Consider the following 26,609-nt stretch of genomic DNA (forward strand, 5'->3'; position numbering starts at 1 on the left):
CGGTTGAGCCGCTTGTCCGTCAGGAGACCCGGAAGAGGTGCCCCTGCCAGGGCCCGAGGTCGACGAAGAGACCCCGGTCGGCCGGTTCGTCGCCCGCACGGTCGTACGTCCGTGAGGTGAGCGGGTCGGTCAGGCGCGGTGTGCGGCCCCGCAGGCCGCCCCAGGGGAGGGGCAGCCGCGCCCGGGCCGGGGCGGCCGGAGTGGTTGACCACGACCAGGTGGCGTGCCTGCGCCTGCGTCCACGTCCAGCTCAGCAGGGCGCGGTGAGTGTCGTCGCCCGGCAGGCCAGCGGGCGTGACCGTCCGCCATTCGCCCCGCCGGACGGCCGGCGCCGCCCGCAGCAGCCGACCGCGGCCGTCGCCCGCGCCGTGGGCGGCCAGCGCGACCTGGTCACGGTGCTGCCGTGCGACGCGTCGGCGCGGATCGTGCACCCGCTGTGCCGGGGCGAGGGCATCCCCCTGATGGACGGTGGGCGCACGGACCTGCGCACGGGCTTCGCCAAGGCGCTCCGGTCGCCGCCCCGGCCCGACGCCATCGCGGTCCTGACGGACGGTCAGGCACCCTGGCCCACCTCGCGGCCGCCGTGCCGGACGGTCGTGGGGCTGTTTCCCCGAAGGGGCGGGTCGTGGGACGAGGACGATCCCGACCACGTGCCGAGGCCCCCGCCCGCGTGGGCACGGGTGGTGGAGATCGGGTCGGTGCCGTCGGGGGACACCCGTGAGGCGGGCGGGGGCCGGTGCGGGCGCCTCACGGGGACGTCCGTACGGGCGATGCGGGCGCGCCCGAAGCCGGGTCCCCGGCCGCCTGCCCCACCGTCGTGGTGGGGCAGGCCCCACCTCCGGTCCGGTGGGTTGCTCCCTCGTGCCGAGGAGAGGGACACGGCATCGTTCAACGCGGCGGTTCCGCAACGGGGTTGATGTCCAAGTGGCCCGAGTGCCCAGGTCCGCGCGCCCGTAGGTCCGATTGCCCCGGAAGGAACCCGCGATGACGTCGCCCGTCCTGTCGAAGCCCCGGCCGAAGCCCCGGCCTGAGCCGCGGCGGCAGCCGGAGCCGCTGCGCACGGGCGGCTCGGCCGGCGCGGGGCCCGTGGTGGCGGCCGCTCCGTCGACGACGCCCGGCCCGCTCGCCTCCTTCGTGCGGTTCGTGGTCTGCGGCGGCGGGGTCGGGCTCCTCTCCGGCGCCGCCGTCCCGCTGGTGGCCACGCTCATTCCCTGGGCCCTGGCGAACGCGGTGATCACCGTGGCCTCGACGCTGGTGTGCACCGAGTTGCACGCCTTCTTCACCTTCGGCACCGGACGACGCGCCGGGTGGCGCCGTCACCTGCAGTCCGCCGGTTCGGCGACCGCCGCGTACGGGGTCACCTGCGCCGCGGTGTTCGTCCTGTACGCGGTGCGGTCGTCGCCCGGTCTCGTCACTCAGCAGGCCGTGTACCTGGGCGCCTCCGCCCTGGCCGGCACGGGGCGCTTCGTGGTGCTGCGCCTGTTCGTGTTCGCGGACCGCGCGCGGAGCGGGACGGCCGAGGCCCCGCGGGGCGGAGCGGCCACGCCGGCCGCGACCGTTCCCGCCACGGCCGCTCCTGCCCCGGTCAAGCCGACCGCGGCCGCCGCATCCGCCGCCGTGGGGAAGCCGCTCGCGAAGCGTCCGCTCCAGGAACGCGGGGTCCGCCGAGGGAGCCGGCACCGCCCCGGGCACCGGGGCGGGCAGGCGCCGCCAGGGTTCGGGGACCGCACCCTCGACGAGCAGGAGGGAGCCGGGGTGCGGGCCTCCGACGCCGGGCTCCACCGCGGCACTGGGACCGAGCAGGTGGAGCACGGCCCGCCCGGTCGGTGCGATCTCCGCCGTGAAGGGGACGCTGTCGGCGCCGGTTTCCTCGAGCGCGCCGCGGATCTGTTGCGCGGCGTCGAACTCGGCCTGCGTGCTCGGCCTGCGTGTCGTCGTGCCGGCGGTCCGTCCGGGCATCGGGAAGTTCCGCTGGACGGGCAGGCTCCACCCGTGGTGACCGATCTGTCCTGCCACGTACCCGCCCGGAGCGGCCAGGTGTTCCGCGTTGCCGGCCCGGACCAGCCTCAGCAGGGTTTCCCGGGTGGCGGATTCATGAAGGGAGGACAACAGCGGGCTCCGATCGACGGAGTCGACGTGGGCGGTCCGGCGTTCTGCCGAGCCGGCGCTCGGGTCTGCCGGTGCGTCAGCCCCGGAGGGGTGTCCGTGCCGGCGGCCCGGACGGCACCGCGTCCGCCCCCTCCGCCGTGAGCGCCGTGAGCGTTTCGCGGGCGCGGGCGGCCAGTTGCTCGTCGGCGCGGATGATCCGGTTCTCGATCCCTGCGGTCACCACCCGCCGGTCGCCCCGGGCCAGGCGTTCGACGCGGTGCAGGTGTTCGCCGGTCAGGGCGGCCCGGCCCAGCGTCGACAGCGCCTCGAACGCTCCGGCCGCGTCGACGCCGGACTCCGCCGCGTCCAGCACCTGCCCGGCCAGCGCGGTGCGCTCCAGCGGGCCGTGCAGTTCCTCCTCGGGGAGCGCGGCCAGCAACGCGAGGACCGCGGCCGGTGCGTGCAGTGGTGTGGCGAGGAGGTCCTCCAGCGCCGGGCGCAACGGCCGGGCCGCGGGCCCCAGCCGGACCGCGAGGCGCGCCGTCCGCAGGGCCGTCCACCGGGTCCAGGGGCCGCCGTCGGCTCTGATGACGGCGTCGAGCACCGGGACCGTCGTGGCGGCGTCCCCCGTGATGTCCCAGAGTGCGACGGCGAGTTCCGCGAGGGCGTCGAGCCGGGGGATCGACCGGCCTTCGGGCCGTTCCCGCAGGGCGTCGCGCATCGCGGGCACGAGTTCCCCCGCGGCCTCCCCGAGACCGGTGACGAACCGGGCGGCCTCCCGCAAGGACCGTCCTTCGCCGGTCAGTTCGGCGCGTATCGCGGCGAGCAGCGGTCCGCTCTCGCCCGTCAGCCCGTGCAGAGCACGCGCCGCGGACAGCCGTCCCCCGTCGGGACCGTGCAGGGCGGCCGCGCGCAGGGCCTCCGCCGTGCGGGTCCGGGGCTCGCCGTCGGGCGGGCAGACCGCCGCCAGCGCGGTGGGACCGGCAAGCGGGATCCTCGGCAGCGCGTCGAGCAGTTCGGGGACGGCGGAGGCCGCCCGTTGCCCCCAGGAGGCGAGCAGCAGGGCGAGGTGGATGGGCTCGTTCCCCTTCGACCCGGGGTCGGCGAGGCGCCGTCGGACCGCGTCGAGCAGCGCGGCGTCGTAGGGGAAGGGAGCACTGACGGCCGTACCGGGTGTGCGGGCTCCGACGGCCTCGGCCAGCGCCAGGGGGCGCTCCGGCAGCCGCTCGGCGAGCAGCGGGGCCGCCAGGCCGGGGGCGGCCGTCACCAGTACGGCGAGCGCCCGGTCGGCAAGGTCTCCGTCACCCGCGGCGAGCCGGGCGAGTGCGGTGCCGGCGGCGCCCGCCTGTTCCGCGACCTTGCCGAGCAGGGTCACCACATCGTGCGGCGGCTCCGGTTCGTCGAGCAGCGGGAGCAGCGCGGGCAGCAACCGCGCGGGCGCGGAACGGGAGACCATGCACGCGTGGTCCGCCGCCCACACGGCTTCGGCGCGTACGTCCGGCGCCGGAACGCGCAGGGCGTCCGCCAGCAGTACGAAGGCGGCCTCCCGGTCCTCGGCCGTGCCCCGCCGGAGCAGCGCGCCGACCACCGCATGGAGGGGCTCGCACTGCTCGAACGCGGAAACCAGGCCTTCGGCCGGCAACGCGGCGAGTACGGCGTCGTGCTGCCGGGTGTCCCACGGCAGGTCCGCCGCCAGGCAGGCGAGGACGGCGGTGACGCGCAGCCGGGCCGGACCGTCCGGCGCGAGGGCGGCCAGGGCCGTCGGGGCGCCGCGTGCCGGGTCGAGCCGGACCAGGGCGGTCACCAGCTCCGCCCGGACCACCTCGTCGGGCTCCTCCTCCCACCGTCGCCGCAGCACGGGCCACGCTTCGACGGGGGCGGCGGTGTGCCCGGCCGCCCATACGGCGGCCTGCCGCACCCGCGCCTCCCCGGCGCCCGTCAGGCCCAGGACGGACGGGAGTTGACCGGCGACCGCCGCGCGGCAGGCGCCCGGTGCCACCCCGTACTCGTCGGTGCTCTCGGCGATGCCGCCGAGCAGGACGAGGAGGTCGGCGCTGCGGTGGCCGGCCGCCGCGAGACGCGCGAGGAACGGCACCGCTTCGGCGGTCGCCGGGTAGACGGTGCCCTGGTGCAGGATGCTGCCGTACAGCTCGTCCAGGGCACCGTCCGCGATGTCCGGGTCGTCGCCCGCGAGGGAGCGCAGGAGGGCGGGCAGGTCCTCCGCGCTTCCGTAGGCGTGGTCCAGTTCCGACCAGGGACGGTCGTCGAGTCCGGCGAGGGCGAGCGTGCGATTCATGGGCGGATCCTCGCAGAGCGGCACACCGCCGCCGCCACCGCCCGGAATGCCGCGGAGTCAGGGCCCGGCCGGCGGTACGGCTCGTCACGGGGAACTCGCCGGCCGTCGGACGGTCCGTCCTCCTCGGCGCGACCTGCTCGGCTCGGTGACCGGTCACCGCCGGCTGACGGCAGGTCAGGCAACATCCCGGGAACCGCCTCGGGGCACGCCCCGGCGGTGTGTGCGGCGTCACGCACTCCGGGGACCGCCTAAGTCGTCTACATCACAGCGGAAATGTCCCTTTACCGCCCATGCTCGAGGCAGACACCGGCTCCCGAACTGGAGCCCCCCGGCGACGCCTTGGGCGCCGAATCCCGAAGTGACCCATGACACAGCGCTCGTGACACTCCCGCTCGTTCTCCTGGAAGGTGACCCACCATGGCCGCATACCTCTGCCCTCCCGCCGTGATACACGGCGAACACGCCGTGCGGACCAGCCAGATCGTGGCGGAGGTGCGCGACCGGCATCCGCATGCGGCGTGGGCGCCGCGCATCGACGGCATCGCGGCAAGCACGGGCATCGAGACCCGCGGGTGGATGCTGCCGCTGGAGGCCGCCGTCGCGCCCGGCAACGGCGGCGGTCTGCCGGCCGTCGGCGCGGGGCCGACCCAAGAGGCCTTGGCACACGCCGGTTTCGCCCAGCAGGACGTGGAGCGGGTGATCGCCACCCTGGAGGCGATACCCGGGCCGCAGACCGTTCAGGAACGTACCGCGCCGGCCTGGGAGGCCGTGCAGTCCTACGGCGAGCGGGCGGCGCGCGGGGCCCTGCAGATCGCCGGGCTGGAGGCCGCGGACGTCGACTGTCTGATCACCAGTCACTCCACCACCCCGGCCCTGCCGGGCCTGGACGTCTCCCTGGCCGACAAGCTCTCGCTCCGCAGCGACACGATGCTGCTCCCGGCCACGCAGTGGGCCTGTATCGCGGGCACCCGCTCACTGGCGCTGGCGGCGGATCTCGTGGCCGCGGACCCCGACCGGGTGGTCCTGGTCGTCATCGCGGAGGCGCTCAGCACGACCTACCAGCCCGCGGACGACACCCTCGAGTCCCTGATCGTCCGGTTGTTGTTCGCGGACACCGCCGTCGCCGCGGTGGTCACGGGTCGCCCGCGGCACGAGTCGGTGCTGCGGCTGGACTCCGCCTGGCACCACACCCTGCCCGGCACACAGGACCTGCACCGCCTGGAGACGCGGGCGGACGGCACCCACTTCGTGATGGACCGGCGCGGGCCGCGCGCCGTGCAGGAGACGGTGACCGCGATGTGGGAGTGGCTGCGCGTCCGTTACCAGGACGACCCCGTCTCCTGGCACCCCGACGTGCTGCTGGCGCACCCCGGCGGGACCCGTGTGCTGGAGTACATGGAGCAGACGATGCCCGACTCCTGGCCGTCGGGACTGCTGGACCACAGCCGGGAGAGCTACACCAGCGGCAACCGTGGCGGCGCCGCCGTGTTCGACATCCTGCGGCGGGCGCACGACGCCGGGCAGAAGCCGGGCAGTCGCGCCGTGCTGTACGCGGCGGCGCCGGGCCTCACCGCCACCGCCCTGGAAGGGGAGTGGCTGTAACCGCAGCGGCGGCGGGACGGCCGCGGCACGCGGCCGTCACCGCCGGGGAGCACCGTGCGTACCGTGGTGCCGGGCCGACGCGCACGCCGCCCGGACCGGCACCGCGCTCCGGTACGGCGGCCGGCTTCGGCCCGGTGGCGCGCGCCGGGCGGTGGCCGCGCGCTGGGCCGAACGGGTGCGGCGGCTCGCGGGGCACGGCAGCGTCACCGCCCGCCGGGCGCGTCACCTCACGACGGTCGCCCAGACCACCTTGCCGGTCTCCGTCCACCGCACTCCCCACCGGGTGGTGAGCCTGTGCACGATGTGCAGGCCACGACCGCCTTCGTCGAGGAGGCCGCCCAGGCTCAGGCGCGGTCTGCCGTTGCCGGTGTCGCCCACCTCGCACAGCAGGCCGTGGCCGGTCCTGATCAGCCGTACCGTGATCGGACCGGTGGCGTAGCGCACCGCGTTCGTGACCAGCTCGCTGACCAGCAGCGACACGTTGTCGCGGGTGTCGTCCCTGGTGCGCCATTGCCGCAGCAGCGCGGAGACCCGCGCGCGGGCGCGCGCGGGCGCGTCGTCGCGGGCGGGCAGCCGCCAGGTCGCGGTGTCCCCCTTGCGGTAGCCGATCGTGCGGGCGAGCAGCAGGGTCACGTCGTCGCGCTGGCGCACGGGCGCCAGCACGGAGACGACCTGCCGCGCGGCCTGCTGCAGGGAGTCCCAGGGGTGCACCGTCGACACGGTCTCCGCCAGTCTGCCGATGCCCTCGTCGATCGACATGGCCGGATCCTCCACCAGGCCGTCGGTGTAGAGGGCGAGCAGGGAGCCCGGAGGTGCGTCGAAGGTGTGGAGGTCGAACGGCTCCCGCAGCGCGAACTCGGCGCCGAGGCCGGGATGGGGGCGGACCGCGAGCAGGTCCGCCTGCCCCTCCGGCGACACCAGGACCGGCGGGAGGTGGCCGGCGCTGGACAGCGTCACCTGGTGGCTGACCGGGTCGTAGAGGACGATGCAGCAGGTCGACCCGAGAGCGCTGTAGCCGGCCGTCAGCCCGGACTCCGCGTCGTCCAGCAGCGTCACGGTCTCGTCCAGGTGCTCCAGCACCTCGTCGGGCGCCAGCCCCGCGGACAGCAGCGCCCGGGCCTCCATGCTCAGCTGGCCCATGGCCGCCGCGGCCCCCAGGCCGTGGCCGACGACGTCACCGACCACCAGCGCGGTGCGCCCGTCCGCCAGGGGAAAGCTGTTCACCCAGTCGCCGCCGACGCCGGCGCTGTCGGGGGTGGCGGGCTGGTAGACGCTGGCAACCGCGATGGTGTCGCCGCCGGTCCGGGGCAGCAGCCGGCGCTGCAACGCCAGGACCTGCGTGTGCTCGCGCTGGTGCTGGCGGGCCAGATCGACGTGATGGGCGGTCCTGGCCACCAGTTCCTGCAGGTCCAGCAACTCGCTGTCGCGGAAGGGACGGTCCGCCCGCCGCCAGACCTCCGCCACGCCCAGCACGACGGGCGGCGCGCCGTCCAGCACCAGCGGGATGCACGCCACGCCCGCCGACCGGTCGCCGGGCACCAGGGCGCGCACCACTCGCGGACTGCCGAGTACCCGCTCGACCGTTTCCCGGTCGGGTATGACGATCGTCTGCGGGGCGTCGTCCCGTCGTACCGCCTGCGCCAGCAGGCGACTCGCGTCGCCGGGGAGATCGTCACCCGGCGTCGCATAGCCGTCGGGCCACGCGCGGTCCGGTACGAGGGCCGCCCGCCGGAGCCGGATGCGCCCCTGTGCCTGCCCGGTGACCCCCTCACCCGTCCACACGGCGAAGTCGAGGTCGACGGCGGCCACATCGCCCCAGGCCAGCAGTGACTCCGCCAGTGACTGGGCGGTCTCGCCGATGTCCAGCGACGTGCCGATCGCGGTCTCGGCGGCGTACAGGTGCAGCCTCCTGGCCATGGCGATCAAGGAGACGGTCAGGCCCTCCTCGGGCGCCGCGGCGGGCAGGATGCTCAGGGAGACCACCAGCTCCGACCCGTTGCCACGCCGCAGGCGCTGGATCCGGGCGACGTGCGCCTCACCGGTCTCCAGAACCTGTCGCAACCGCCGGGTGACCGTCGGTACGTCCCCGGCGGGCAGGAGATCGACGAAAAGGCTTCCGGTGTCGGCTTCCAGGCCCGCGAACACGGGGGCGTCCAGATTGCAGCGGGTGACCCTCAGGTCCCGGTCCAGATTGACCACGCCGAGGATCTGCTCCTGCCGGTCGGCTTCCGGGTCGTCGGGCTCGCGCCGGCGGGCGGCGCGGTCGTCCTGCTCGTCGGCGGCTGCCGCTCCGCCGCGCGGGATGTAGCGCCCCAGGGCGCTGCTCACCAGCTCGAAGGGCGACGACGGAGACGGTGTGGAGTCCATGCGGCTCTCTCGGCAATCCCCGGCACAGCACCGGGGCCGTACTCGGACCCGTGCGACGGGGCCCCGCGAGACCCCTGGACGCACACCTCATTGAATAACACCGGGGGTCGCTTCGCCCACACCAACGGATCGCGCGGTGAACACGGACCGTGAGGGAATGCCGCGGCCGCGCGGGCCGCGACCGCCGTGCCGGTGGGCGTCGTGCCCGCGACCGCCGTGCCGGTGGGAGTCCCCCGCCAGGAGGTACGGATCGTGACCAGCTCGCCGGCCCCCTTCCCGACCCCGCCGGGGCCGGCATGCGAGGCCTCCGTCCGGCGCGTGCCTCAGCCGAGGAAACTCACACGAAGCGAATCACTACCGAGCGACCACGAAATCCCGGTCCACAGTCACCGACTGAAATCTCCAGCGAACCCGGGGCGGTTCACGTCCCGTACGCCGCGAGCTGCGTGCGCGTCGGCCCGAGCACCATCGTGTGCGCAGTGGCACGGCATTCGGTCACACACCATCACGCATCGGCAACCGGACGGCTCACATTTCCCTCACATTCACCTCGAACAAACACTCCCGCAGAATTCCCGGCCCGCAAACAATCATTTCTTTCGAGCCGGACGGAATGTGATTGACCATACGCAATCAACCGGAGCAGGGATGGCAACCGCAGTGACGATCATGTGCAACGTGGGGGGAAGTTGTGCTGTCGGTGTTGTCGTGCATTGCCGGGCGCCGGGGCCGTCCCCCATCAGGACGGAGGCGCGGGCCGACGGCCTTCGCCGCGGTCGCGGCCGTGTGCGGGTCCACCGTCCTGATGAGCGTCCCGGTCGCGGCTCCGGCGGCGCACGCGCTGTCCGGTGCCGGCGGTCTTCACGGGTGTCCTGTTCACCGTCGGCTTCTTCGTCAACGGGCTGACCGGAGGCGCCTTCGCCCGACCACGGTCCGCGCCACCGGCACAGCACCCTTGGCCGTCGGCCCGCCCCGGTAGGGTCGGGCGGACGGCCGAGGGCCCCGAAACATCGAGAAAGGCACGTACCCGGTGGACGACGAGACCCCGACCATGGACGTGGCCCTGTGGGCCACGCTCGACGACCATGCGGCGGCACCCCGCGGCGACCTCCTCGTCCACTGGTTCCGCACCGCCACCGACCGGCTCTTCCCCGCCGGGGACGAGGAGTCGGCCGGATCCTGGGCCCTGGTCACGGAGTCGATGACCGGCGGTCGGGACGTCCGGATGCGCGACGTCCGCGCCCACTGGGGCCAACTGGCCGACGCGCTGCGGCCGTCGCCGTTCTATGCCGCGGCCGGCTTCCACCCGTCCTCCCGCGACGACGGCGGCGTCTGGGTCGACGACGTGGGCCGCGTGGGGGGCACGCAGACGGGCCGCGGCGGCAGCCACACCGAGCTGTCGGCGGCGGTGCGGGGCGCCGAGCACGTCGCCGACGCCGCGTGGTGCGCGGGCCTGGTCGCCTTCCTGGCCACCGCCCTGGACGGGGCCAACCCGGCCTTCGCGCGGATCGACCACCGCAACTTCCACGAGACCACCGATCTGGAGGCGGTGCTCAAGCGCCCGCGGCGCCGCTCCCTGCGGGAGTCGCGGACCCTGCTGCGCGGCTACTCCTGGGTCACCGGCGTCCCCGCCGAACTGGCCGACCGGCTCGGCGGTCCGGCCGCGCTGGAGGCCACCGGCGCCTTCCACGCGGTGCGCCCGCTGCGCGCGGGCGGCCTGCTGCTCCAGGCCAGCGAGACCCTCGCCGGATATGACGACCGGCACATGGAGGCGGTGTTCCGCGCCCTGGCCCCGGTGCTCCCGCCGGGCCTGCCCGGCGAGGATCCCGGCCGCTCCACGCGGGTCGTCCGCGAGGACGCGAGCCGAGTATGAGCGGGTCGAAGAGGCCCACGACGGCGGGGACCCCGCGACAGGCTCCGGAACCGTCTTCCTGACACCCCGCTGTACCGTTGCGAGGCGCTGGAGCTCGGGTACGCGGTGAGCGTCAGGCTCGGGACTGCGAACCCCGTCCGCAGCCCCGAGGGCCGCAGGGCCGAGGTGGTGGCGGCATGACTGCCGTATCGCCATGAGGCGAAGGACTCGCTGTCAGGTGTGGCACGCTCACCCCGCAACCGTGGTGCTGCTCAGTCGCTACGGCCGGAGGTCCCCTCCACGGTCTCACCGGAGCGGTTCACTGACCGAAGAAGCTCAGCCGGACTCCACGGTCGGTGTTGTCCTTGTTCGTGTCCACGAGGCACACCGACTGCCAGGTTCCCAGCTGCAGGGCGCCGTCCACCACCGGCAGGGTGGCGTGGGGGGGCACGAGGGCCGGCAGGACGTGGTCGCGGCCGTGGCCGGGGCTGCCGTGGCGGTGCTGCCAGCGGTCGTCGGCGGGGAGCAGGGTGTGCAGGGCGGCGAGGAGGTCGTCGTCGCTTCCGGCACCGGTCTCGATGATCGCGATGCCGGCCGTCGCATGGGGGACGAAGACGTTCAGGAGGCCGTCGCGGCCGGCCGCCGCCTCCCGCAGGAAGGCCTCGCAGTCTCGGGTGAGGTCGACGACCCTCTCCTGTGCGCCGGAGGCGATGTGCAGTACCCGGGTGGTGAACGCATCTGACATGCCTCCATCCTGGCCCATCGGCAACCCCGTACACCGGATTCCACAGGCCGGATTCCACAGGCCGGTGTCCAGCCGGCCCGTGACACAGGGGGCCCGGTCCGCGAGACGCCCGTCGGCCACGACCACGGCCGCGCCGGTACGGAGGGGCTCCGACGCGTTCGCGGGAAGATCCACGACTCCGCCACTGTTGGTTCAAACGTGAACGACATGCGTGAGGTCGAGGTCGCCGTCATAGGCGCCGGGCAGGCCGGGCTGGCCGCCGCCTATCACCTGCGGCGCACCGGCTTCGAGCCGGACCGGGACTTCGTGGTGCTGGACCACTCCCCCGGCCCGGGCGGCGCCTGGCAGTTCCGGTGGCCCTCACTGACGTACGGCAAGGTGCACGGGATGCACGCGCTGCCCGGCAGGGAGCTGACGGGCGCGGACCCGGCGCGGCCCTCCTCCGAGGTGATCACCGAGTACTTCACGGCGTACGAGCGCGCCTTCGACCTGCGGGTACGGCGGCCGGTCGATGTGACGGCGGTGCGCGAGGGGACGGACGGGCGACTGCTCGTGGAGAGCACCGCCGGTACGTGGGCGACGAGGACGCTGATCAACGCCACCGGCACCTGGGACCGTCCCTTCTGGCCACGCTACCCCGGGCAGGAGACCTTCCTGGGCCGGCAGCTGCACACCGCGCGCTATCCGGGGCCCGAGGCGTTCGCCGGGCTGCGGGTGGTCGTGGTGGGCGGGGGCGCGTCGGGGACCCAGCACCTGCTGGAACTCGCCCCGTACGCGGCCGCCACCACCTGGGTGACGCGACGCCCGCCGGTCTTCCGCGAAGGCCCCTTCGACGAGGAGGCGGGCCGCGCGGCGGTCGCCCTCGTGGAGGAGCGGGTGCGGCGGGGGCTGCCGCCGAAGAGCGTCGTCTCCGTGACGGACCTGCCGCTGAACGACGCGATCAGGCAGGGGCTGGCGGACGGGGTCCTCGACCGGCTGCCGATGTTCGACCGGATCACCCCGGACGGCGTGGAGTGGAAGGACGGGCGGCGGGTGTCCGCCGACGTCATCCTGTGGGCGACCGGCTTCCGGCCCGCCGTGGACCACCTGGCACCGCTGCGGCTGCGCGAGCCGGGCGGCGGAATCCGCGTCGAGGGCACGCGTGCGGTCGCCGACCCTCGGGTGCATCTCGTCGGCTACGGCCCCTCCGCGAGCACCGTCGGCGCCAACCGGGCGGGGCGCGCCGCCGTGCGGGACATCAGGCGGCTGCTCGCCGAGCGGGCCGGCGAGCCGGCCGCCGCCTGATGCGCCGCCGTCGGATCAGCGGGCCTTCGACGGACTCGCCGAGGCCTGAGCGCTCTGCTGGATCCTGTTGAACTCCGCGACGTTGCGCTGGTGTTCCTCGTAGCTGGCGGTGAAGCGCGTGTCGCCCGGCTTGACCGTGACGAAGTACAGCCAGTCGCCCGGCGTCGGGCTGATCGCGGCGCGCACGGCCTCCTCGCCGGGGTTGCCGATCGGGGTCGGGGGCAACCCCATGCGCTGGTAGGAGTTGTAGGGGTTGTCGATGCGGGTGTCCGCCGTGCTCGTCCTGAGCGTGGAGCGGTTCAGCGCGTAGTTGATGGTGGAGTCCATCTGCAACGGCATGCCGCGCTCCAGGCGGTTGAAGACGACGCGGGCCACCTTGCCCATGTCCGCCTTGGTGGCGGACTCGGCCTGGACGATGCTGGCGACGGTGACGGCCTGGTAGACGTTCATGGCGTTGCGCTGGGCCCCGGCGGCGACGGGGGCGCCGTTGAACTTCCTGTTCGCGGTGTCGACCATCCGGGCCAGCAGCGCCTGCGGCGTCGGTTTCTCGCCCAGCGGATACGTCGCCGGGAAGAGGTAGCCCTCCGGGTTGCCCTCGGCGTCGGCCGGCAGCTTCAGACCGGCCTTCGGCAGCGATTTCCTGGTGGTGCCGGGCGGCAGGGCGAGGGCCTTGTCGACGGCCTCGTAGATCTGGCTCGCGCGCCGGCCCTCCGGGATCACCAGCGTCGTCGGTCTTTTCTCCTCGGAGCCGTCCATGCTCAGCAGCGGCACGGCCACAGCGGTGCCGGCCGCGACGGCTCCGATCGCGATGAGGACGAGACGGCCCCGGCGCGTCAGTCGGATCGCGCTCCGTGGCGGAGTGTTCATCTGCATGCGGGCACGGTAACCCGCATACCATCACAATCCCGACACAACTCGGCCTATCGTCATCTTGTCATCTCGTCGGCTCCAGGCGGGCGTCCCGGCGCACCAGCTCGGCGTACCGCCCGTCGCGCTCCAGCAGCTCCTCGTGCGTACCCCGTTCGGCCAATCGGCCGGAGTCCAGGACCACGATCTGGTCGGCGCTGCGGATGGTGGACAGCCGGTGGGCGATGGTGAGCGTGGTGCGGTCGGCCGAGAGCGCGTCGATGGCCTCCTGGACGGCGTGCTCGGTCCGGGTGTCCAGGGCGCTGGTCGCCTCGTCGAGGATCAGCACCGGCGGGTCGCGCAGGATGGTGCGGGCGATGGCCAGGCGCTGCTTCTCACCACCGGAGAAACGGTGGCCGCGCTCGCCCACGACCGTGTCGTACCCGTCGGGCAGCGCGGCGATGTGGTCGTGGATCTGGGCCGCCCGCGCCGCGGCGTGCAGTTCCTCGTCGGTGGCGTCCGGCTTGGCGAAGCGCAGGTTGTCCGCGATCGAGGAATGGAAGAGGTACGTCTCCTGCGAGACGACGCCGACCGCGCGCGCGAGGGTGTCGAAGTCGAGGTCGCGGACGTCGACCCCGTCGATGGTGACCCGGCCGCCGGTCACGTCGTACAGACGCGGCACCAGGTAGCCCAGCGTGGACTTGCCCGCGCCGGTCGGCCCGACGACGGCGAGGCTGCTGCCGGCCGGGACGGTCACGTCGATGTCGTCGAGGACGGGGGCGACCGTGTCGTCGTCGCCGTCGTAGCGGAACTCCACGTGCTCGAAGCGGACCTCGCCCTTGATCTGGTCGAGGTGGACCGGGTCCGCCCGCTCGGTGATGTCGACGGGCAGGTCGAGGTACTCGAAGATGCGCTGGAAGAGCGCGAGGGAGGTCTGGATCTGCACTCCGGTCGACAGCAGGCTGACGGCCGGGCGGAACAGGCCCTGCTGGAGCGAGACGAAGGCGACGATCGTGCCCAGGGAGGCGCCGGGTCCGCCGAGTTCCATCGTCAGGCCCGCGGTCCAGTAGATGACGGCCGGCATGGCCGACATGACGATCCCGATGACGGCCATGCGCCAGCGGCCGGCCATGCTCGACCTCACTTCGAGGTCGACGAGGCGCTCGGACTCGTCGGCGAAGGAGTGGGTGAGGGAGTCGGCGCGGCCCATGGTGCGGCCGAGCAGGATGCCGCTCACCGAGAGCGATTCGGTGACCGTGGCGGCCATCCCCGCCATCTGTTTCTGCCGCTGAGTAGTGATCTTCCGCCGTTCGTTCCCGACGCGGCGGCTGATCCACACGAACACCGGCAGCAGGAGCAGCGAGACGACGGTGAGGCGCCAGTCGAGGGCGACCATCGCGACGATCGTGGCGACGACGCTGGTGAAGTTGGAGACCAGGGATGTGGCGGTGGAGGTGACGGTCGCCTGCATGCCGCCGATGTCGTTGGCGATGCGGGACTGGACCTCGCCGGTGCGCGTGCGCGTGAAGAACGCGAGCGACATGCTCTGGAGGCGGCCGTAGACGGCGGTGCGCAGATCGTGCATCACACGCTGGCCGACCGTGGTGGAGATCAGCGTCTGGAGGACGCCGAAGACTCCGGCGAGGACGGCGCTGAGGATCATGCCGAGGGCGAGCAGGCTCAGCAGGCCGGTGCGGCCCTCGGGGATGGCGACGTCCAGGGCCTCCTTCAGCAGGAACGGCGTGGCCACCGAGACGAGCGAGGAGGCGGCGACGAGCAGGCCGACGACCGCGAGCCGTCCGCGGTAGGGACGGAAGAGTTTCAGGATGCGGCGTACCTGCCGGGGGTGTTCCCCGGTGTCGCCGGACGGGTTCCAGGAATCTGGCGTGTCGGGGTGCATGGGCTCCTACGGGAGGTGAGGCGAGGTGAGCGAGACACAGGGAGCGTAGCTCATTGTTACCTATACTCACAATGAGCGGCGTCCTGATATTGTTCCCGCATGACCACCTCAGATCCCGACGGCGCGCTCGCCGAGCAGCTGCTGCGGTTCACCCGTCGGGTGCACCGCATCCAGAAGCACCATCTGGAGCTGTCGGACCTGGGCATCACGCCCGCCCAGTCCCGCCTGCTGCGCACCCTCTCCCATTTCAGCGCACCGCCGCGGATGGCGGACCTCGCCGAACGCCTGGAGGTCGTGCCACGGGCGGTGACCACGCTGGTCGACGGGCTGGAGGCGCACGGCAAGGTCCGCCGGGTACCCGACCCGACCAACCGCCGGGTGATCCGGATCGAGCTGACCGACGCGGGCCGCGCCACGCTGCGCGAACTGCACCGGGCACGTCAGTCGGCGGCGCGGGAGATCCTGGCCCCCCTGACGGACGTGGAGCGGGCGGTGCTCGGGGATCTGCTGGACACGCTGATCGGCGGGACGGCGGCCCCCCACTGCTGAGGCGTTCACGCACGACACGAGGGCAGGCCACGGCCGCCGCTCCGGGATGCCGGAGGGGCGGTCGTCGCCTTTGGGGACGACTTTCCGACGACTGGCCGGCCGCACTGGGCGCCGGCGGCGGGTTCCCCGGGGCGACGACCGCTTCCGGTGGCAGCCGGAACCACGCGGTGCCACGGAAAACCGGTTGATTCCGACCACCCTGCGGAGCGAACCTTTCACGGTTTGCTGTCGCCGCTCGCCGCGGTCCCCTCCCCCATCCCTGACACGAGCCACCGGGACGTCATGAAGATCCGAGACCTTCCCTATCCAGACCCGGGTGTGCCCGACGCCCGCTCGGGGCCCCGATTCCTGTGGTGGCTCGGACGCAGACAACTGGGCGGTCAGCTCACCTCCCTGGCCTGGGGCCTGCTGCACTTCACGGCCGTCTCGGCCCAGCCGTTCTGCGTGGGGTTCGCCATCGAGGCGGTCGTCGACCGCTCCGGCGCCCGGCTGGCCCTCGCCGGTGGACTGATGGCCCTGTTCGGCGCCGCCACCGCGCTCGGGGACACCTTCCTGCACCGCGCCGCCGTCACCAACTGGATCACCGCGGCCGCCCGCGTCCAGCAGCTCCTCGCCCGCAAGGCCTCGCAATTGGGCTCGGCGCTCAGCCGGCGGGTCGCGGCCGGGGAGGTCGTCGCCGTCTCCACCGGCGACGTCGAGAAGATCGGCTGGTTCGTCGAGGCCGCCTCCCGCTTCACGGCAGCCGCCCTCACGGTCGTGTTCGTCTGCGTCGGCCTGGTGGTCTACCAGCCGGCCCTCGGCGTCGTCGTCGCCGTGGGCCTGCCCGTCGTCGCCTTCGCGGCGCTGCCCCTGCTGCCCCGCGCGACCCGTCGGGCCGACTTCCAGCGGGAGAAGGCCGGACGCGCCACCGAACTGGCCTCCGACACCGTGGCGGGCCTGCGGGTGCTGCGAGGCATCGGCGGCGAGGACCTCTTCCTCGACCGCTACCGCCGCGCCTCCCAGGAAGTCCGTCACGCGGCCGTGCGCAGTGCCCGCATGTGGTCGCTGATCAGCGCCGTCCAGGTCCTGCTGCCGGGGCTGCTGCTGATCGCGGTCGTGTTCCACGGCGTCCACCTGGCCCGCGCGGGCCGGATCTCCGTCGGCGAACTCGTCACCGTCTACAGCTCCGTCATGGTCCTGGCGTACCCCCTCAGGCACTTCGAGGAGATCGCGATGGCCTATTCCTTCTCCCGTCCGTCGGCGAAACGCGCCGCCCGCGTCCTGTCGATGGAACGGGTCACGGACGCGGGCGGATCACGCGCCGCGGACCTGCCCGCCGGTGACCTGTACGACCCGGCCACCGGCCTTCTCGCCCCGGCCGCACGGCTCACCGCCGTGGTGTGCGGCGACCCGGACGCCGCCGGGCGGCTGGCCGAACGCCTCGGCGGACACCCTGCCGAGAACGGCCCGTCCGTGCTGCTCGGCGGGGTCCCGCTGGACGAGTTGCCGCTGGACAGCGCGCGCGCCGCCGTCCTCGTCCAGGACAAGGACCCGGTGCTGCTGTCGGGCTCCCTGCGCGACCTGCTCGACGTGCCCGCCTCGGGCGCGGTCGACGCGGCCGCGGCGCTGGCGGCCGCCCGGTGCGGGGACGTCCTCGACGCCCTTGTCCAGGGCTCCCTGGACGTGGACGATCCGATGGACGCCCACATCACCGAGCGGGGACGCTCCCTGTCGGGCGGCCAGCGCCAGCGGCTGGCACTGGCCCGGTCGCTGTTCACGGACCCGGAGGTCCTCGTCCTGGACGAGCCCACCTCCGCCGTCGACTCGCACACCGAGGCACGGATCGCCGAAGGGCTGCGGGAGATCAGGACGGGGCGCACCACGGTCCTGTTCACCTCGTCCCCGCTGCTGCTGGACCGGGCCGACCGCGTGGTCCTCGTCCACGAGGGCCTGGCCGTCGCCGCCGGTGTGCACCGCGAACTGCTGCACACCGAGCCGCGGTACCGCGCAGTGGTCACCCGCGAGACCGACGAGGAGACCGCGCTGAGCGGTGTGCTGGACGAACTGCACGGACTGCACGGACTGAAAGACACAGCACGGCACGAGATCGAGGAGTCCGCATGATCGGCGTGGCGCCACCGGCTCACGATCCGGCGGCACCGACGACAGCCGACACGCTGCCCGTCGGCGCCCCCGCGACCGTACGCGCCTATGTGGCCGAACTGCTGCGCCGGCACCGGCGCGCGTTCGGGATCCTCCTGGCCGTCAACACGATCGCCACCGTCGCCTCGATGGTGGGCCCGTGGCTGCTCGGCGACGTCGTGGAGCGGCTGTCGGAAGGAACCCGCGAACTCCACCTGGGTCTCACCGCGACGCTGTTCACCCTCGCCCTCGTCGTCCAGGCCGTCTTCGTGCGGCAGGTGAGGCTGCGCGGCGCGATGCTCGGCGAGCGCATGCTGGCCGACCTGCGCGAGGACTTCCTCGTCCGGGCGGTGCGGCTGCCGCCGGGCGTGCTGGAGCGGGCCGGCACGGGTGACCTGCTGTCGCGCATCACCACCGACATCGACCGGCTGGGCAACGCCATGCGCGAGGCCGTGCCGCAACTGACGATCGGCGTGATGTGGGCGGCGCTGCTGCTCGGCGGACTCGTCGTGACCGCTCCGCCGCTGGCACCGGCCGTACTGGTCGCGGTGCCCCTGCTGGTGGCCGGCTGCCGCTGGTACTTCAAACGGGCCCCGGCCGGCTACCGCTCGGAGGCGGCCGGTTACGCCTCCGTCTCCGCCGCCCTCGCCGAGACCGTGGGCGCCGGCCGTACCGTCGAGGCCCACCGCCTGGGCGACCGCCGCGTCGGACTGTCGGAACTGCGGATCAAGCAGTGGACGGCCTGGGAGGACTACACGCTGTGGCTGCGGTCGGTCCTCTTCCCGGTCATCAACCTCGTGCACGTCACCGTCCTGGGTTCGGTCCTCATGCTCGGCGGGGTGTTCGTCCTGCAGGGCTGGATCGAGGTCGGTCAGCTGACCACGGGCGCGCTGCTCGCCCAGATGCTCGTCGACCCGGTGAACCTGATCCTGCGCTGGTACGACGAGCTCCAGGTCGCGCAGGTGTCGCTGGCCCGGCTCGTCGGGGTGCGCGACATCGAGTCGGACGCCGGTGACCCCGGGCTGGAACCGGACGGGCGGGACGTGCTCGCCGAGCGGGTCCACTTCGGCTACCGCGAGGGCGTCGACGTGCTGCGCCAGGTGTCCCTGGAGGTCACGCCCGGCACCCGGCTGGCCCTCGTCGGCCCCTCCGGCGCGGGCAAGTCCACGCTGGGCCGGCTCCTCGCGGGCATCTACGCGCCCAGGGACGGCAGGGTCGCCCTCGGCGGCGCGGAGCTGTCCCGGATGACCGCCGAACGCGTCCGCTCGCACGTGGCGCTCGTCAACCAGGAGCACCACGTCTTCGTCGGCTCGCTGCGCGACAACCTCCGTCTGGCCCTCCCCCACGCCCGCCTCGAGGAGGAACGGCCTGATCAGGCCGACGCCGGGCCGGCGGAGGAGGCCGCGCTGTGGGCGGCGCTCACCGCGGTCGACGCCGACGGCTGGGCACGCGCCCTGTCCGACGGCCTGGACACGGAGGTCGGCTCGGGCGGGCACGTGCTCACCCCGGCACAGGCCCAGCAGATCGCGCTGGCCCGCCTGGTCCTCGCCGACCCGCACACGCTGGTCCTCGACGAGGCGACCTCGCTGCTCGACCCGCGCGCCGCCCGTCACCTGGAACGCTCCCTCGCCCGCGTCCTGGACGGCCGCACCGTGGTCGCCATCGCCCACCGCCTCCACACCGCGCACGACGCGGACGTCATCGCCGTCGTGGAGAACGGCCGCATCAGCGAGCTGGGCAGCCACGCCGAGCTGGTCGCCGCGGACGGGGCCTACGCGGCCCTGTGGCGGTCCTGGCACGGCTGAGGAGGCGGATCCGGGACCCGGACGGACAGGAACCGGTCGCGGCCGGCCCGCAACCGGACGGACCGGCGGGAGCCGGCCGCCCGGCTCACCCGGGGCGGATACGGCGGCCGGACCACCGCGGGACGGGCGGCTGCCCCACGAGGCCGGATCACCGCCGGACGAACGGGAGGCGGACACCGCACCGGGGTGACGACGCTGCGCGGGACCGGTGGGGCCCCCGTCGGCGGACCACCGGAGTCGCCACGCCGGCGGCGCCGGGGGGGAGGCCCTCCGCCCGCGTCCGAGCGCGTCGGCGCGGCTCTGGCGTTGCGCACTCCCGAAGGGGGGTGGAACGCTGGAGAGCGGCACCCCCCGCGGCAGGCAGCCGGGCCGGCCGGTCCGGCGCGCACCGCCGCCGGTCGGTGTCCCGTGCCACGGTCGCCCACCGCCGACCTCGCGGTGAGGACGGGCCCGTCACCCCCTGGAGGTACCCGTGAACAGCGCCGACGGATGGGGAGACGACGTCTACCAGCCCGACGCCTCCGAGATCCAGGACGACGCCGGACTTCTCGACGCGGAGGACACTCTGGAGAACGACGGCGTCGGCGATCCCCTGGACCGGGGATGGTCGCCTCCTGAGCGGCCCTGGGCCGTGGAGCACTCCGGCGTGACGGCCGCGGAGCGCCGGCGGGGCGAGACCCTGGACCAGCGGCTCGCGGAAGAACTGCCCGACCTCGTCGCACCCGACGGCGACGGCCTCGGCGACTGCGACGGCACCGACGGGGAACTCCTGGACAACGAGGTCGGCGCCGTCCGCTCCGGCCGGCTCGTCGCACCGGACGAGGGAGCCCACGAGGACGAGGAGAGTGCCCTGGTCGCCACCGACGTCGGTATCGACGGCGCTGCCTCCTCCGCGGAGGAGGCAGCGATGCACATCGTCGACGAGGACGCCCTGCCCGGCTGATCGGCGCCGTCCGTCCGGTCCGGCCGCCACGGCCCACCCGTGCCGGGCGGCCCCGCACCCACCGCACGCACTGTCCGAGGAGCACGCATGCAGCAGGACAAGCACCCCGACTACCACTCGGTCGTCTTCCGCGACCGCACCGCCGGCTACGCCTTCCTGACCCGGTCCACCGCGACCAGCGACCAGACGATCGAATGGGACGACGGGGAGACCTACCCCGTCGTGGACGTCGAGATCTCCTCGGAGAGCCACCCGTTCTACACCGGCAAGGCCCGCACCGTGGACACGGAAGGCCGCATCGCCCGCTTCGAGCGGCGCTACGGGGAAGGCACGCAGACCTGAGCCGATCCCGTCGGCCACGGCAGGACTCAGATGTAGTTGAGCGCGGCCGCGCCGCCCACTCCTCCGAGCACCATGAACACGGGCATCAGCACCTTCAGCTCGACCCAGCTTCCGGCCCGGAACCGCATCGCCTTGGGCGGGCCGATCGGGTACCAGCGCTTGCGCCCGATCGGGATGGGCCACAGAACCGGGCAGCCCGAGACGGTCAGAGCGTCCCCGATGTCGTGGACCAGGGCGCCGAGCACGATCGGCAGTCCGAGCCAGAGGTACTCCTGGCCCGGGTCCGTGAACAGCCAGTCCGACCCGTTGCCCGGCTCGTCCAGCACGCCGGCGATGATCCACGCGGTCGCCGCCGCCAGCAGCCACACCAGCACGTCGCTGCTGGACCCCCGCGTCGCCCGCCACAGCAGGCCCTCGATCGCCAGGACCATGTGGACGAAGAGCAGCGCCAGAACCGCCCAGCGTCCACCGGTGATCGCCAGCGCCGAGGAGCCCGCACCGATCATCACCGCCCACAGCCAGGTGTGCGTCAGGGTGCGGTGCCCCCCGGAGCGCCGCGGGTCGCCCTGCTTGCGCGTGCTCTTGTAGACGGCGTAGGAGAGCTTGTCCACGATCTCGCACAGCCAGCGCGAGAGGGGTCCGAAGGCGCGGGAGATCGTCGCGGCCTTGTGGTCGAGGTCCGGAGCCAGAGCGGCGCCGGCGCAGATCAGCGCACCGGCGAGCAGCACCGGCCACGGCATCGAGTGGCCGGCCGCGGCTGCCGCCGCGCCGACGCCGAGCCAGGCGGCGGCGCCCGACAGTGAGTGTGCTGGTCCCATCATGGCCGTTGCCCGCCCCATTCCTCGTGCGCCGCTGTCCGGTTGACCGGGTGCGATGACGCTCCGTCGGCGACACAGCGTAGCTGCCGTGATCTTCGGTCTCGCATCCGATTCCCCCGTTGCGCACCGGGGCAGGCAAGATGGGGGCGTGACCCTCATCGATCAGTTGCCGCCGACCGCAGATCCCGACGCCCTGTACGAAGCCTTCGAGTCCTGGGCCCAGGAGCGCGGTCTGACGCTCTACCCCCACCAGGAGGAGGCGTTGATCGAGGCGGTCTCCGGGGCGAACGTGATCGTGTCGACGCCGACCGGCTCCGGCAAGAGCATGATCGCGGCGGGTGCGCACTTCGCGGCCCTCGCCCGTGACGAGGTCACCTTCTACACCGCTCCGATCAAGGCGCTGGTGTCGGAGAAGTTCTTCGAGCTGTGCAAGATCTTCGGCACGGAGAACGTCGGCATGCTCACCGGTGACGCGTCCGTCAACGCCGACGCCCCGGTCATCTGCTGCACCGCCGAGGTGCTCGCGTCGATCGCGCTGCGCGACGGCAGGCACGCGGACGTCGGCCAGGTCGTCATGGACGAGTTCCACTTCTACGCGGAGGGTGATCGCGGCTGGGCCTGGCAGATCCCGATCCTGGAACTGCCCCAGGCCCAGTTCATCCTCATGTCGGCCACGCTCGGCGACGTGTCCTTCTTCGAGAAGGACCTCGCCCGGCGCACCGGCCGGCCCACCGCGGTGGTCCGCTCGGCGACCCGGCCCGTACCGCTGTCCTACGAGTACCGCTTCACGCCGCTCACGGAGACGCTCACCGAGCTGCTGGAGACGAAGCAGGCTCCCGTGTACATCGTGCACTTCACCCAGGCTCAGGCGGTGGAGCGGGCGCAGGCGCTGATGAGCATCAACATGTGCTCGCGCGAGGAGAAGGAGCGGATCGCCGAGCTGATCGGGAACTTCCGCTTCACCACCAAGTTCGGCCGCAACCTCTCGCGTTACGTACGGCACGGCATCGGCGTGCACCACGCCGGCATGCTCCCCAAGTACCGGCGACTCGTGGAGAAGCTCGCCCAGGCCGGCCTGCTGAAGGTGATCTGCGGGACGGACACGCTCGGCGTCGGCGTCAACGTGCCGATCCGCACCGTGCTGTTCACGGCGCTGACGAAGTACGACGGCAGCCGTGTCCGCACGCTGCGGGCCCGTGAGTTCCACCAGATCGCGGGCCGGGCCGGCCGGGCCGGCTTCGACACGGCGGGCCTGGTGGTCGCGCAGGCGCCCGAGCACGTCGTCGAGAACGAGAAGGCGCTCGCGAAGGCGGGCGACGATCCGAAGAAGCGCCGCAAGGTGGTCCGCAAGAAGGCGCCCGAGGGCTTCGTCGGCTGGACCGAGAGCACCTTCGAGAAGCTCATCGCCTCCGACCCGGAACCGCTGGCCTCCCGCTTCCGGGTCACGCACACGATGCTGCTGTCGGTCATCGCACGCCCCGGCAACGCCTTCGAGGCGATGCGGCACCTGCTGGAGGACAACCACGAGCCGCGCAAGCAGCAGCTGCGGCACATCCGGCGCGCGATCGCGATCTACCGTTCGCTGCTGGACGGCGGGATCGTGGAGAAGCTCGACGAGCCGGACGCCACGGGCCGCGTCGTGCGCCTGACGGTGGACCTCCAGCAGGACTTCGCGCTGAACCAGCCGCTGTCCACCTTCGCGCTGGCCGCGTTCGAGCTGCTGGACCCGGAGTCGCCGTCGTACGCGCTCGACATGGTCTCCGTCGTGGAGTCCACGCTGGACGACCCGCGGCAGATCCTCGCGGCCCAGCAGAACAAGGCGCGCGGCGAGGCGGTCGCCGCGATGAAGTCGGACGGCGTGGAGTACGAGGAGCGCATGGAGCGTCTCCAGGACATCACGTACCCGAAGCCGCTGGAGGAGCTGCTGTTCCACGCGTACGACACGTACCGCAGGAGTCACCCGTGGGTGGGTGACCATCCGCTGTCGCCGAAGTCGGTGATCCGTGACATGTACGAGCGGGCGATGTCGTTCACCGAGCTGGTGTCGCACTACGAGCTGGCCCGCACCGAGGGCATCGTGCTGCGCTACCTGGCGAGCGCCTACAAGGCGCTCGATCACACGGTCCCGGACGACCTGAAGTCGGAGGACCTGCAGGATCTGATCGAGTGGCTCGGCGAGATGGTGCGGCAGGTCGACTCCAGTCTGCTGGACGAATGGGAGCAGCTGGCCAACCCGGAGGAGATGACCGCCGAGGAGGCCCAGGAGAAGGCCGACGAGGTCAAGCCCGTCACCGCCAACGCGCGTGCCTTCCGTGTCCTCGTCCGCAACGCGATGTTCCGCCGTGTCGAACTCGCCGCCCTCGATCACGTCGACGAGTTGGGCGAGATGGACGGTGAGTCCGGCTGGGACGCCGACGCGTGGGGCGAGGCGATGGACAAGTACTGGGACGAGTACGACGACCTCGGCACCGGTCCGGACGCCCGCGGTCCCAGGCTGCTGGTCATCAAGGAGGAGTCGCAGCACGGGCTGTGGCGGGTCCGTCAGATCTTCGACGACCCGAACGACGATCACGACTGGGGCATCAGCGCGGAGGTCGACCTGGCGGCGTCGGACGCCGAGGGTCGCGCGGTGGTCCGCGTCACCGACGTCGGCCAGTTGTGAGCACAGGACGAGGCAGTCGCGGTACAGGAGAAGCACACACATGACGAATCCGGCCGAGAGGCTCGTGGACCTGCTGGACCTCGAGCAGATCGAGGTCAACATCTTCCGCGGCCGCAGCCCGCAGGAGTCGCTGCAGCGGGTCTTCGGTGGGCAGGTCGCCGGCCAGGCGTTGGTGGCGGCCGGCCGGACGACAGAGGGCGATCGGCCCGTGCACTCGCTGCACGCGTACTTCCTGCGGCCGGGCCGGCCGGGGGTGCCGATCGTGTACCAGGTCGAACGGGTACGGGACGGGCGGTCGTTCACGACCCGCCGGGTCACCGCGGTGCAGCAGGGGCGCACGATCTTCAATCTCACCGCCTCCTTTCACCAGCCTGAGGAAGGTCCCTTCGAGCACCAGCTGCCGCCGGCCCGCGAGGTACCGGATCCGGAGTCCCTGCCGACGGTCACCGATGAGGTCCGGGCACATCTGGGCGCGCTCCCGGAGCAGTTGGAGCGGATGGCGCGTCGGCAGCCCTTCGACATCCGGTACGCGGACCGGCTGCGCTGGAGCTCCGAGGAGATCAAGGACGCCGAGCCGCGCAGTGCGGTCTGGATGCGTGCCGTCGGTCCGCTGGGTGACGATCCGCTGGTGCACACCTGCGCCCTGACGTACGCCAGTGACATGACTCTCCTGGACGCCGTGCGTCTTCCGGTCGAACCGCTTTGGGGGCCCCGGAACTTCGACATGGCGTCCCTGGACCACGCGATGTGGTTCCACCGGCCCTTCCGCGCGGACGAGTGGTTCCTCTACGACCAGGAGTCGCCCGTCGCGATCGGGGGTCGCGGTCTGGCCCGCGGGCGGATCTACGACCTTCAGGGGCGGCTGCTGGTGTCCGTCGTGCAGGAGGGCCTGTTCCGGAAGCTGTAGGCTCCGGCGTCTCGGACGCTTCTGCGGAGCAGCCGGCCCAGGAGTCCGGTCCTGGGCCGCTCGGTCCGCGGGGCCGGTTCCCGTTTCCCGGCCGGCCGCGGTGGGGCGGGCTTCTCGGTGGGTCGTGGTGCCGGTCGGTGCGCGCGGGCCAGTTCGAGGGCGTGCGTCAGGTCGGAGCGCAGCCAGGCGATCTCGTCGGGGTCGGCCGCCGTCGTGATCCTCTCCGCCAGTTGCGCTGCCGGTGAACCCGGGGCACTGTACGTCGGCGGTCCGGGCCGGAAGCGGTTCAGGTGGGAGCGTTCGTAGGGGTCCCTGGCGATGTCGGCGACCTGTGCCGGGTCCAGGAGGGCGGCCAGGGCGCCCGCCCGCTGCCAGGGCCCCTCGGCCTGCCGGAGCAGGGATCCGAGGTGCCGCCCGCGCCAGTTCCGGGCCCGTAGGTCCAGTCCCGCGGCCAACTGGTCCCGCATCCCCTCGGGCGCGCGGCCCGTCAGCAGGGTCGCGTTGTCCTCGTCGGCGGCGAACTGCCGCAGTTCATCGGCGAGATAGAGCCATACGACGGCACGGTAGCGATTCAGGTAGAACGTCACGGGCACCAGGAACCCCATCCGCGCCAGGCGGGTGAACCGGCTCGGAGGCACCCGCATGACGGCTGCCGCCTCGGTGGTGCCGACGGCCTCGACGCTCCTGGTCAGGGTGTCGGGAAAGCCGGGCGCCGCGCGCAGGCGGTCGATCTCGGCGTGGGCCACCCGTCGGCCCCCGCCTCCGTCGTCGGGCACGGTCCTGATGCGTCCGAGGTGCACGGCGAGATCGAACTGGCTTCGCTTGAGGCCCAGTTCCCGTGCCGCACGGCTGTAAGCGCAGGAGAGGGTGTGCGGTGGCGCGACGGTGTTGCCTGACATGGTCGGTCTCCCCCGTGGAGTGAAGGGCCCCGCGCCGTCCGCGGTGGCCTCGGGAAAAACCGTAGCCGTCTTCGCGAAATTCTTGGCGGCCTGTGGATAACTCCACAGGGGAAAGCGAACACGCAGGTCAGAGATGCGGGTAGGGGTCGCTGCCGGGTCGGCGTGCGTCGACGGTGAGGTGTTCTCCGACGCGATTGACGAGCAGGGCCATCTCGTAGGCGATCTGTCCCATGTCGGCCTCGGCCGTGCTGAGCACGCAGAGACAGCTGCCGCTGCCGGCAGCCGTGACGAACAGCACCGCGTCGTCGAACTCGACCATCGTCTGGCGCACCTCGCCGACGCCGAAGTGACGGCCGGATCCCTTGGCGAGGCTGTGCAGTCCGGACGAGACGGCTGCGAGGTGCTCGGCGTCCTCCCTGCGCAGTCCCGTGCTGGCGCCCGCCACCAGCCCGTCGTTGGACAGGACCAGCGCGTGGTGCACTTGTTCGACCCGCTCGGTCAGGTCGTCCAGCAGCCACCCCAGGCTCTGCTTCTGCGCCATGATCCGTCTCCCCGTGACGTTTCCCCGTGTGGTGTTCCCGCC

Annotated in this window: 18 protein-coding genes and 3 pseudogenes; 13 read left to right on the forward strand and 8 right to left on the reverse strand. The window is 72.9% G+C overall.

Features of this window, described 5'->3' with window-relative positions; all coding sequences use genetic code 11:
* Positions 1 to 350: 350 nt before the first annotated feature.
* A pseudogene (locus tag AB0N31_RS13025) lies at positions 351 to 695 on the forward strand (hypothetical protein); the annotation flags it as partial.
* 391 nt (positions 696 to 1,086) lie between these two features.
* Positions 1,087 to 1,500: pseudogene (locus tag AB0N31_RS13030) on the forward strand (hypothetical protein); the annotation flags it as partial.
* A gap of 685 nt (positions 1,501 to 2,185) precedes the next feature.
* On the opposite strand, the gene AB0N31_RS13035 reads toward AB0N31_RS13030, so the two are convergent.
* Positions 2,186 to 4,384, reverse strand: a complete 2,199-nt coding sequence (locus AB0N31_RS13035) for a hypothetical protein (RefSeq protein ID WP_366058420.1) — start codon at positions 4,382 to 4,384, stop codon at positions 2,186 to 2,188.
* 417 nt (positions 4,385 to 4,801) lie between these two features.
* On the opposite strand from AB0N31_RS13035, the gene AB0N31_RS13040 reads away from it, so the two are divergent.
* On the forward strand, positions 4,802 to 5,986 hold the full coding sequence (locus tag AB0N31_RS13040) for a type III polyketide synthase (protein WP_366058421.1): 1,185 nt from the start codon (positions 4,802 to 4,804) through the stop codon (positions 5,984 to 5,986).
* A gap of 222 nt (positions 5,987 to 6,208) precedes the next feature.
* Here AB0N31_RS13040 and AB0N31_RS13045 read toward each other — a convergent pair whose 3' ends face one another.
* Positions 6,209 to 8,353 carry a SpoIIE family protein phosphatase gene (locus tag AB0N31_RS13045; RefSeq protein ID WP_366058422.1) on the reverse strand — a complete coding sequence of 715 codons (2,145 nt, stop codon included), beginning with the start codon at positions 8,351 to 8,353 and terminating at the stop codon, positions 6,209 to 6,211.
* Positions 8,354 to 9,383: 1,030 nt separating this feature from the next.
* Between AB0N31_RS13045 and AB0N31_RS13050 the strand changes: the two genes are divergently transcribed.
* Both AB0N31_RS13050 and AB0N31_RS13055 read left to right on the forward strand, forming a co-directional pair.
* Positions 9,384 to 10,226: a hypothetical protein gene (locus tag AB0N31_RS13050; RefSeq protein WP_366058423.1), complete on the forward strand. Its 843-nt coding sequence runs from the start codon at positions 9,384 to 9,386 to the stop codon at positions 10,224 to 10,226.
* Between the two features lie 69 nt (positions 10,227 to 10,295).
* A pseudogene (locus AB0N31_RS13055) lies at positions 10,296 to 10,403 on the forward strand (threonine dehydratase); the annotation flags it as partial.
* Between the two features lie 121 nt (positions 10,404 to 10,524).
* Here AB0N31_RS13055 and AB0N31_RS13060 read toward each other — a convergent pair.
* Complete coding sequence (locus tag AB0N31_RS13060) at positions 10,525 to 10,950, reverse strand: secondary thiamine-phosphate synthase enzyme YjbQ (protein ID WP_366058424.1); 426 nt, start codon at positions 10,948 to 10,950, stop codon at positions 10,525 to 10,527.
* A gap of 198 nt (positions 10,951 to 11,148) precedes the next feature.
* Between AB0N31_RS13060 and AB0N31_RS13065 the strand changes: the two genes are divergently transcribed.
* The gene (locus AB0N31_RS13065) at positions 11,149 to 12,234 is read left to right on the forward strand and encodes an NAD(P)-binding domain-containing protein (protein ID WP_366058425.1); all 1,086 of its coding nucleotides are present in this window, start codon (positions 11,149 to 11,151) and stop codon (positions 12,232 to 12,234) included.
* Positions 12,235 to 12,249: 15 nt separating this feature from the next.
* On the opposite strand, the gene mltG is transcribed toward AB0N31_RS13065, so the two are convergent.
* Positions 12,250 to 13,107, reverse strand: a complete 858-nt coding sequence (mltG, locus tag AB0N31_RS13070) for an endolytic transglycosylase MltG (RefSeq protein ID WP_366058426.1) — start codon at positions 13,105 to 13,107, stop codon at positions 12,250 to 12,252.
* Between the two features lie 61 nt (positions 13,108 to 13,168).
* Positions 13,169 to 14,980 carry an ABC transporter ATP-binding protein gene (locus AB0N31_RS13075; protein WP_366058427.1) on the reverse strand — a complete coding sequence of 604 codons (1,812 nt, stop codon included), beginning with the start codon at positions 14,978 to 14,980 and terminating at the stop codon, positions 13,169 to 13,171.
* Positions 14,981 to 15,079: 99 nt separating this feature from the next.
* Here AB0N31_RS13075 and AB0N31_RS13080 point away from each other — a divergent pair, with 99 nt between their 5' ends.
* From AB0N31_RS13080 to AB0N31_RS13100, 5 genes are all read left to right on the forward strand, one after another.
* On the forward strand, positions 15,080 to 15,529 hold the full coding sequence (locus tag AB0N31_RS13080) for a MarR family transcriptional regulator (protein WP_366058428.1): 450 nt from the start codon (positions 15,080 to 15,082) through the stop codon (positions 15,527 to 15,529).
* A gap of 282 nt (positions 15,530 to 15,811) precedes the next feature.
* Positions 15,812 to 17,632 (forward strand): ABC transporter ATP-binding protein, encoded by a 1,821-nt coding sequence (locus tag AB0N31_RS13085; RefSeq protein ID WP_366058429.1) that lies wholly within the window; start codon positions 15,812 to 15,814, stop codon positions 17,630 to 17,632.
* Complete coding sequence (locus tag AB0N31_RS13090; protein WP_366058430.1) at positions 17,629 to 19,455, forward strand: ABC transporter ATP-binding protein; 1,827 nt, start codon at positions 17,629 to 17,631, stop codon at positions 19,453 to 19,455. The genes AB0N31_RS13085 and AB0N31_RS13090 overlap by 4 nt, the downstream gene beginning before the upstream one ends.
* Positions 19,456 to 19,927: 472 nt before the next feature.
* A complete protein-coding gene (locus AB0N31_RS13095) occupies positions 19,928 to 20,398 on the forward strand; it encodes a DUF5709 domain-containing protein (protein ID WP_366058431.1) in 471 nt (156 codons plus the stop codon).
* Between the two features lie 87 nt (positions 20,399 to 20,485).
* The gene (locus AB0N31_RS13100; RefSeq protein ID WP_366058432.1) at positions 20,486 to 20,740 is read left to right on the forward strand and encodes a type B 50S ribosomal protein L31; all 255 of its coding nucleotides are present in this window, start codon (positions 20,486 to 20,488) and stop codon (positions 20,738 to 20,740) included.
* A 26-nt stretch (positions 20,741 to 20,766) separates the two neighbouring features.
* Here AB0N31_RS13100 and AB0N31_RS13105 read toward each other — a convergent pair whose 3' ends face one another.
* Positions 20,767 to 21,561, reverse strand: coding sequence for a metal-dependent hydrolase (locus tag AB0N31_RS13105; protein WP_366058434.1), 795 nt, complete (start codon positions 21,559 to 21,561; stop codon positions 20,767 to 20,769).
* Between the two features lie 145 nt (positions 21,562 to 21,706).
* Between AB0N31_RS13105 and AB0N31_RS13110 the strand changes: the two genes are divergently transcribed.
* Positions 21,707 to 24,220: a DUF3516 domain-containing protein gene (locus AB0N31_RS13110; RefSeq protein ID WP_366058435.1), complete on the forward strand. Its 2,514-nt coding sequence runs from the start codon at positions 21,707 to 21,709 to the stop codon at positions 24,218 to 24,220.
* A gap of 40 nt (positions 24,221 to 24,260) precedes the next feature.
* Positions 24,261 to 25,127, forward strand: a complete 867-nt coding sequence (locus AB0N31_RS13115) for an acyl-CoA thioesterase II (protein ID WP_366058436.1) — start codon at positions 24,261 to 24,263, stop codon at positions 25,125 to 25,127.
* Here the strand turns inward: AB0N31_RS13115 and AB0N31_RS13120 are convergent.
* Positions 25,073 to 26,026, reverse strand: a complete 954-nt coding sequence (locus AB0N31_RS13120; protein ID WP_366058437.1) for a DUF6397 family protein — start codon at positions 26,024 to 26,026, stop codon at positions 25,073 to 25,075. The genes AB0N31_RS13115 and AB0N31_RS13120 overlap by 55 nt on opposite strands.
* A gap of 127 nt (positions 26,027 to 26,153) precedes the next feature.
* A complete protein-coding gene (locus tag AB0N31_RS13125; RefSeq protein ID WP_366058439.1) occupies positions 26,154 to 26,567 on the reverse strand; it encodes a roadblock/LC7 domain-containing protein in 414 nt (137 codons plus the stop codon).
* Positions 26,568 to 26,609 lie beyond the last annotated feature (42 nt).

The sequence above is a fragment of the Streptomyces sp. NPDC051051 genome (assembly GCF_040682975.1).
Lineage (GTDB): Bacteria > Actinomycetota > Actinomycetes > Streptomycetales > Streptomycetaceae > Streptomyces.